Source organism: Actinomadura alba (assembly GCF_014323705.1).
GTDB classification, from domain to species: domain Bacteria; phylum Actinomycetota; class Actinomycetes; order Streptosporangiales; family Streptosporangiaceae; genus Actinomadura_C; species Actinomadura_C alba.
The window spans coordinates 1-8,080 of the sequence record NZ_JABVEC010000074.1 but is presented as its reverse complement, the minus strand read 5'-3'; the positions used below and the strand labels follow the sequence as shown (position 1 = coordinate 8,080).

The following is an 8,080-nucleotide window of genomic DNA, read 5'->3' as shown; positions in this document are numbered from 1 at the left end:
GAGCCATCACCAACCAAGATCAGACGACCTCTAAAGGGTCGCTGCCGGAGTGCTCGGCCAGGGTTCGGACACCGGCCGGGATCGCACCACCGCCCTCGGTAGGGTTATTTGAACGACCTAGGCGAACGCGCGACCGAGGGCGGGAGATGCTGGTGGCTGGGTCTCGTTAAGGTCGGTTGTTATGACAGAGGTCTCAGTTTGCGCGAAGACCGTACTCGGCTCTCTGGCCGGCTGTCCAATTGTGATAGTGAACTCGAAATTCCACCTTCCACAGTCAGCAATACTGCGGCACTGGGAAGGGAGTCGTGTAGCTCCTCGCCGAGCAGCGCCCCGCAGCCGATCAGCAGGGACCAAACGGAAGCTCCGCCGCCGTCCGCCAAGCCGGTATTTTGAATCATCGTTGTATTGTTAACATGATGCAATAATGCCGCTTAATGGAGGTGGATCGTGGGTAGCAAAAAATTCATGCTGAGCGCTGGGACCGGCCTGCTCCTCGGAGTTGTGGCGTCGATCCTTACCGGGCAGTGGTGGTTGTTGGCGGTGGGGCTGGCGCTGGGCGCCGGCGGTGGCGCCGGCGCCCGGAGCAAGCAGTAGAGCCTCTCGGGCCATGGTGCTGCGTGCTGATTGCCCCCCGACGCCTCCGGCGCAGCAGGCTTGTGCGGGGCGCCGCCCTTGCCGGCATTCTGATCCACGGGATCAGGGCTCCATGTGGGTGAGGTCGAGTTGGGCCAACCGTGTGGGTGCCGAAAACCCCGTCCACGACCGTGACCTGCGCTTCTCTGCCCCTGAAGCCGAAGATTTGGGGCCAGTTCTGAGCACGTTCAAAAGTAGCCTCGACGCTCGAACGCGTTCAGCTTGACCTTTAAAACCGGCCAAGGTTTGGGGCGACTGCCCAGGTCACAAGGCGCGGATGAATTTTCGGCACCCACAGAGGTTTTGATGATCCGGATGCCGCTTCCAGTGTGCCTACCCACGTTACTGCGTGGCCACCTGATCCAAGCGGCCGATCGCTCCGGCCTGTTTGACCAGGCGCCCCCAACGCTCTCGTCGCCCGAACCGTTCTCCGATCGCCTTACCGGAAGGCAGATCCCCGGTGGGTGTGCGGTTGGCGACGGCCCATTGCCAGGCCTGCCGTTGCAGCCCGGAAGGTGGACGGCTGCGCGGTGAATGATCCCGATACTCGCCTTCGACGCCGCCCGCGTGAACCGTCTCCGTGCTTCGTATGAGGTGCTCAGGGCTGTCGGTCTGAACTTCATATGAAGGCGTCGGCAGGCCGGGCGGAGTCGTATGGGCGTCGTCTGAAGCAGCGTCGTCCTTGGCCAAGGCCGTATGAGGCACATATGAGGGAACCGTCTTCTCCGCTCCTGCCTCATATGAGGGCTCGTATGAGGCGGCATTGTCGGCCACCGGGCTCGTATGAGCAACCTCTGAGGCGACCGGCGTCTTCGGGCTGGCGGCGTGCCTGACCTGGCGCATCAACAGCTCATACGACCCGATCAGAGCACAGCTCGGCCAAGCCGCGATGACCCGGCCGACCGCAGATGGCTCAGCCACCGCCACATTCGCCGCCAGACTTGCCGCGCTCCCGACCACCAGCAGAGTCCATGGCAGGAACCCGCTCCGCCGACCACTGCGTGAGTCCGCCAGCAACGTCATCGACGACGCCACAATCATCCCGTCAACCGAGACCGGCAACAGCGCCGCCGTCCACGACGTCTCCCCATACTCGCGGACCAGGGTGAACATGTGTTTGTACGACAACACCGCCGCGATCGCAGCCAGCACCAGCACGCTGATGGTCGTCGTCCACCGGATGACCAGATCACCGCAGCGCATCGCTGCCGCTCCCCCGCACAATCGCGCGATGCAAGGCCGATGATCGACTTAGCCAGTTCTGCCTGCTGTGGCTCGCCTTACTCTCCGTACGCCCATTCCCACCACGGCGCTGCGATTCAGCAGCGATGTGAAGCTCGAGATGCTCAGAAGCCACGATCATTTCTCCAGACCGGGCTGGGCGACGAATGGGCGACGGCCATTTACCAGGACATCACTCAACGTCGCTCAACTGCGCCCTATCGGGGCCTCTGACCTGCACTTTTACGCATCGCCGCACGTCACTTGTGATCGCGGGCTACCTTGACACGGTAGAGGTCATTCACCGACGGTAAAACGGCCGTCGATCACCAGCTGGCCGTCACAAACGCGCAGGTCGCGCCCGTTCCCATCTGTGTGGCTTCCCCCACAGGGTTCGAACCTGCGCGACTCCGACTCCATGATGATGGTCCCCGCTGATGTGACACCGCTCGGCAGGCCGAATACACGATTCGGGGCTGTCCTGCGCCCTGACGCCGGATGCACAGAATCCGACGTAGTGTCCGCCAAGATCGCGGACTATGTCACTCGTGACGCCCTGGGCGGTGGCCTCACTTGGGATCCGCCTCCCCCTCCACACGTGGTTGGGGGTAACCACGCGCCGGTCCCGGCCGGCCTACCGCCCAGGGCGCACGACATGAACCCCCGACTCGATCCCGAGCGTCAAGGCACGGCGAACGCATCATTCACCCATACACCGAAGTGAGCGCAGCACGCAGCACGCGCCGCTGTCACCCGGAGTCGACGCCCAACGACACTCGTGACCCGGCCACCGAAAGCTCCGCCATCGATTGCGACATCGGTCGGCGCCCCAATGCATGCGTTTCGGATCTTCCTTCGAAGGTCGCGATCATCCCTGTGACCCGGCACAGAAGCATGATCAACGGCATCCGAGCAACCAACGAGCAACCAGGGGCCACAATCCATGACGAATCGCCCCCCGGAACCTCCACTGGATCATAGAGAAACCACAGGTCAGACGTGGTGGGCCGCCTGGGACTCGAACCCAGAACCGACGGATTAAAAGACCGCTCCACGCGTGTCACGCCGGCACTCGCACTATCGGCCTGTGCCGATTCGTCCGCGACTCCACCGTTTCTTGTGCCGGGCCGTACCGCATCGTGCTGCCGCGTTCCGCGGCATACGAGCAACCACGGATTCGGCTAGCACCACTGCCGTCGTCCGTCCAAGACGGTTGGTCACGTCCCACACTCGGTGAACGACCCGCGCCGCTGGCATGGTCATTACGTTCGACCAGCGGCTGCGGTCGACCTTCGCGCACTATGACTTAGCCAACTGATCCGAATTGCTCCGTATGTGGCATAGTTTCTACACCTCAGGCTGGGCCCGAGAGGCTTAGCACCGCTGGTCCTACGTGTAAGTGGTTTCGATGCCGTCATCTGTATCCGAGGACGCGTCACTCGACGAGCGCGCGCGTCCCGTGATTATCGCTGCGCACAGCGACATACCTTCCGAGGATGTGCTGAAGGACGCCGCAGTCATCGAGTACGATCCGGCGCCAGCGACGCTGGAGAGCACCGCGCGGTGGATGAGAATCCGAGATGAACTCGCCGCAGCCGGGTTGACACCGACCGAGATCTTGCGGGTCTTCCTTCGTGCCGCCGTCCTTACGTACGACATGCCGGGCCCCAGTGAAGAGATGCTGGCGTTGGTCTTCGCCGAGGTCCCGGGCACCGCGGTCGCCCGCGAAGTCTGCGAATATCTCATCACGCTCGGTGAAGCCCCAGACCCGCCGGGAGCCTGGAGGTGGCACCTGGACCGGGTCGGCACGGTCGCGATGGCGCGCCTGGCCTCCGATGGCCATCTTGATCCGCGCTTTGATCGGCTGCTGGTGGGGTCGACCGCGCCAATGCCGGTGGTCCGCGCGTTGCTCGCCGCATTGCCGCTGGAGCGGCGTGAGGCATTGGTGCTGTCAGTGCTGAGCCGCAGGGTGCGGTCAGTGCTGGCCCCCTGGGACTTCGCCGCGATCATGCTCGACTGGCTGCTGGCCCTCCGTGACCTGGTGGACACCCCGACGCTCACCGCCGTCCGTGCGGGCCTGATCAGCAAAGCTCGCGGCAGCGACCGGATCGAAGAGCTCATCACGGAGGAAGCAAGCGGTACGCCGCGTCCGATCCATTCGCGCCCGACTCCCACTGCTCAGCAGGCGCTGCAGTATTTGTCGAATAAGCGCGCGGCCGAACGCCGCGCCGAGGAGCTGGGGCCGCTCGCCGAGCGAGCGTGGCGGCAGCGTTTCATCACAGTGGAGGCGCCGGAGTTGGTGTCGGTGGCGGCGTGGGCGGCCACCAGTGAGCGGCGTCGGTTGCAGATCGCCGAAGCCATCGTCGCCGCTCTGGGAAATGATTTCTCCCTGGTCGGGATGGAGAGGTTCGGCGGTCCGCCGATCGTGGTGTTGTCGCGGGAGAGCGTTCGGTTTTGCGTCGTTCCCGGAGGCAGCGTCGATGTCGGGTTTTCGCCGGAGGAGGAAGCCGAGATCCGTCACGCTGCGGCCCGGCGCAACGACTGGGAGGAGGATTACTCTGTGCTCGACGAGCTTGACTTGATGCGGCCGCTGACGCGCGTCGAGGTGGGCCCGATGGTCGTCGCGCAGGCGCCGAGTTCGCCGGTACCGCCACACGCGGCGACCGATGAGCTCGAGCGGTCGCCGCTACGGCTGCCGTCGGAAGCAGAGTGGGAGTATCTCGCCCGCGGCGGTCGCAGCCACCAGCTGACCTACCGCGGTCCCGACGTGCCCGACAGCGAAGAATGGTTCGAAGCAGTCAAGGCACTTGGCGCCGACGGCGCGAACACATTCGGGCTCTATGGGTTCGGATTCGAGGCGGAGGCCTGCGCCGATGTGTTCCACCCCGGCCACGACGGCCTCCCTGCCGACGGATCTCCAAGGCGCGGCACAGGACCCCGTGTCACCAAAGGTGGCGCAGCGTACGTTTACCCCTGGCAAGGCTGCGGCGAATGGCACCTGCTGCTTTCGGCCATGCGCACGCCACAAACGACATGGGAGTATGCACTCTCACTGCGCTTCGTTATCGGGATCCAAACCGGCCGCACCTGAACACTGCGCCGAGCGTAAATACGGTGGAGTAGCGATCCGCCCGACAGCCATTCGCAGTGACCCTGTGGGTGCCGAGAACCTCATCCGTGCAGCTGACCGGCATTAATGCGGATCTGCTCGGGCAGGCCAGGTGGCTACCGCAGATCGAGCATGATGGGCGGTCATGTGCCTGAGGTTCGTCTATCTCCTCGTCTCGGCTGTGTTCTCCCGGCTGCGGCTGGTCACCCGAGAAAGTGCATGGAAAGACGCCGAGATTCTTGTGCTGCGTCACCAGCTCGCCATGCTCCACCGCCAGCAGGCGCACAGGCCGAGGCTGACGTGGGCCGACAGGACGTTGATCGCCTCGCTGATCGGTGTGATCCCCAAGGTGCGCCGGGCGGGGTTACGATTGCTGGTCACCCCGGAGACGGTATCGCAGTGGCACCGTGACCTGCTGCGCCGCCGGTGGGCCACCAAGTCTCATGCCGGCCGCGGCGGTCGGCCCACCACACGCCGCGACGTCCGTGGTCTTGTCCTGGGCCTGGCCAAAGGGAACACAAGCTGGGGGTACAGGCGGATCCACGGTGAACTTGCCGGCTTGGGGGTCCGGGTCGTGCCGTCGACAGTGTGGGAAATCCTGAGCAAGGCCGGAATCGATCCCGCACCGTGCCGGAGTGGGCGGACGTGGGCGCAGTTCCTGCGTTCTCAGGCCGAGGCGCTCATCCCGACTTCTTCACCGTCGACCTGCTGAACGGTGCCCGGGGATACTGCTTTGCCGTCATCGAGCACACCACCCGACGCATCCACATCCTCGGCTGTACCGGCAACCCGACCGGCGCGTGGGTCACTAAGCAGGCGCGGGATCTCCTGATTGACCTCGACGACCATACCGAGAAGATCAAATAGCCTTTATTGCCACGGACCGATAGCTTTGCTCAGAACTGGCAGCCAATACGCCTTACCAAGGGAGCTAGCGCTCCGCGTTGGGAGGCGAGTTCCGGGCATCTAGGAGATGAGCAACCGATAGCTATTCGTAATCTCCGTTTGCGACATCGCTCAAGAAATCGGACCAGTAGCTGCCCGCGAAAAGCGATGATGGGTCAATTTCCTCTATCCGCCTGCAGATAGACTCCGAAGTTTCGATCCAGCGTTCAATATGCTCTTCTCCCAACTCGCCCTCGTCATCCGCGCGCTCATGGCGCGAGATCAGATCTTCACATATCGCCATGATTTCCAGGAACGAGTCGATACTGGAATTGATGAGAGACTCGCCACCCGTCTCATTGACAGGCACCTCCCAGACAGACGAGTCCACGGCCGAGACGCAAACCATATTTCCGTCTCGAGTGAATCCAAAGCGAAGACAGTCTCCGACTGAGTCTGCGGCGATAAGAAGGAGATTGTCGGCAGCGGTGAAATAATAGAAGAATCTGACAGGCGCCTCTCGAGAGCGGAGCATATTGCTCACTCGATGTCCGATTTTATCAAGGCTTTTTTCCGAGTAATTAGCTACCCCGTGTTCCCAGCTATGACTTCGGTTCATTGAATCCTATTGCCCCCACAGTTCGTTGATCGCCGCTGCACGGTCTTTACGTGCTGCAGCTTGCACCGCTTTATCACTGTTCCAGGCGAAGCTCCATGTGACTTTGGCGTTACTGAACTTCGGTATCCAGTTAGCGTCACACCTAGGACATGGCTGGTATTCGACGTACAGTTGCCGGACTGCAGAAGGTGAAACACCGAGTTCGCCGAGTTGAGCCACCATATTCTTCTCTGCCTGTCCAGCTGCGTTAGAGTTTACGACGAGCGTCCGGAGCCCGCCGGCCGCGTCTTCGTAAAGTGCCGCTGCGTACGTGTTAGCGCTCTTAGCTCCGTCTAGGACCCGTGCTTCCAATGTGGCCTGACTAAGTTCAGTGCTTCCGTACCGTACCTGTCCACCACAGTTGTGGACGAGGACCTCTGTATCCCCTGCCTCGACATAGTACGTGTGGTCTTCGGTGACGGTGAGGTTGTGGACGCGTTGTGGCGCGGTCCAGGTGCGGATGGCTTCGACTTGGACGTAGGTGCCGGCTGAGGTGCGTAGCCACATGCCAGGCTGGAGCTTGCCTGCGCCGACCCAGGCGTGGCGGTCTGCGACCCAGAAGGGGTGGCCGCTGGTTGCGATCACCGTGCCGGTCCCGGCGTCATGGGCTTTGCCGCTCCTCGCGGACTTGGTGGCCTGCTTCGGGCCGTTGCCGGCACCCGCCTTCTTGATCTCTCTGCCGGTGTCGACGGTGATCTCTACAAGATCCTTCGAACCGTCGCCGATGATGGTCGCGACGACTTCGCGTTCGGTGGTCTTTCCCGTGTCGGGGTCGGTGGCCAGGACCTTGTCGCCGACCTTGACGTCCTCGATGGGTTTGGTGGAGCCATCGGCCATCAAGACCTTGGTCTCGGGGGTGAAGCTGTTGCCAATCGGGCAACTGGCTCCACCGGCGCCGCCGCCGTCGGGTTTGGAGGGTTGTTTCTTACCGGTGTCCCGCGTCAAGAAGTTGGCTCAGAAACTCGGGTCTGAAAGTTGGGGATGCAGACCTGGGTTGCGGTAGATCTCGATCGGCCGGTGGCCGGCGAGGGCTTCGTGGGGGCGGACGTGGTTGAAGATCTGCCGGTAGGCCTCGGCCTCGTGGGCCAGGGTCGGCAGGTCGTCGATCTCGATCCGGTACAAGTGCTCGTACTTCAGGGAGCCGAACGCGCGTTCACGGACGCCGTTCTGGCCGGGTGTCCGCCGTCGGGTGCGGATGTGGACGAACTCGGTCCGGCCGGTGATGAAGCGGGCGAACGCGGCCCCTTTGAACGCGCTGCCGTTGTCTGTGACCAGTTTGATTTTGCGGACCTCACCCGTCTGCGGGTCGGTCAGGGCCTCCTCGAGCGAGCAGCCGGCCAGGGCTTCGGCCTGGTCTATCGCGATGCGCACGGCGGCAATGGCGTCGGCTCCAGTGCAGGTCGGCGCGATGTGCCAGCCGTGCTCGTACTTGGTGAAGTAGTCGGTGACCCCCCGCCAGCCGCCACACGCCGCCGGTGGTGGTCTCATACTCGGAGAAGTCCAGCTGCCACACCTGGTTGGGCGCGGTGGGCGGGTCGGCGAACGCGGCCTTGCGCGCCTTGGCCAGCTCGCGG

At 63.2% G+C, this 8,080-nt stretch carries 8 protein-coding genes; 3 read left to right on the top strand and 5 right to left on the bottom strand.

The features are described 5' to 3' along the window. The first annotated feature begins 447 nt into the window (after positions 1–447). The gene (locus HKK74_RS38675; protein ID WP_187248409.1) at positions 448–594 is read left to right on the top strand and encodes a hypothetical protein; all 147 of its coding nucleotides are present in this window, start codon (positions 448–450) and stop codon (positions 592–594) included. Positions 595–975: 381 nt separating this feature from the next. Here the strand turns inward: HKK74_RS38675 and HKK74_RS40665 are convergent, their stop codons facing one another. Next, on the bottom strand, positions 976–1,836 hold the full coding sequence (locus tag HKK74_RS40665) for a DUF2637 domain-containing protein (RefSeq protein ID WP_246492422.1): 861 nt from the start codon (positions 1,834–1,836) through the stop codon (positions 976–978). 1,516 nt (positions 1,837–3,352) lie between these two features. Between HKK74_RS40665 and HKK74_RS38665 the strand changes: the two genes are divergently transcribed. Continuing rightward, positions 3,353–4,945, top strand: coding sequence for a formylglycine-generating enzyme family protein (locus tag HKK74_RS38665; RefSeq protein WP_187248408.1), 1,593 nt, complete (start codon positions 3,353–3,355; stop codon positions 4,943–4,945). 267 nt (positions 4,946–5,212) lie between these two features. Here HKK74_RS38665 and HKK74_RS41220 read toward each other — a convergent pair whose 3' ends face one another. Further along, positions 5,213–5,344 carry a hypothetical protein gene (locus tag HKK74_RS41220; protein ID WP_281398223.1) on the bottom strand — a complete coding sequence of 44 codons (132 nt, stop codon included), beginning with the start codon at positions 5,342–5,344 and terminating at the stop codon, positions 5,213–5,215. Positions 5,345–5,551: 207 nt separating this feature from the next. Here HKK74_RS41220 and HKK74_RS38660 point away from each other — a divergent pair, with 207 nt between their 5' ends. Further along, entirely contained in the window at positions 5,552–5,830 is a 279-nt protein-coding gene (locus HKK74_RS38660) for a hypothetical protein (protein ID WP_187248407.1), read from the top strand. A 121-nt stretch (positions 5,831–5,951) separates the two neighbouring features. On the opposite strand, the gene HKK74_RS38655 is transcribed toward HKK74_RS38660, so the two are convergent. From HKK74_RS38655 to HKK74_RS38645, 3 genes are all read right to left on the bottom strand, one after another. Next, positions 5,952–6,383 carry an SUKH-4 family immunity protein gene (locus HKK74_RS38655; RefSeq protein ID WP_281398224.1) on the bottom strand — a complete coding sequence of 144 codons (432 nt, stop codon included), beginning with the start codon at positions 6,381–6,383 and terminating at the stop codon, positions 5,952–5,954. A gap of 90 nt (positions 6,384–6,473) precedes the next feature. Next, positions 6,474–7,451: a polymorphic toxin-type HINT domain-containing protein gene (locus HKK74_RS38650; protein WP_187248405.1), complete on the bottom strand. Its 978-nt coding sequence runs from the start codon at positions 7,449–7,451 to the stop codon at positions 6,474–6,476. A 9-nt stretch (positions 7,452–7,460) separates the two neighbouring features. Beyond that, positions 7,461–7,994 carry an integrase core domain-containing protein gene (locus tag HKK74_RS38645; protein ID WP_222723266.1) on the bottom strand — a complete coding sequence of 178 codons (534 nt, stop codon included), beginning with the start codon at positions 7,992–7,994 and terminating at the stop codon, positions 7,461–7,463. Positions 7,995–8,080 lie beyond the last annotated feature (86 nt).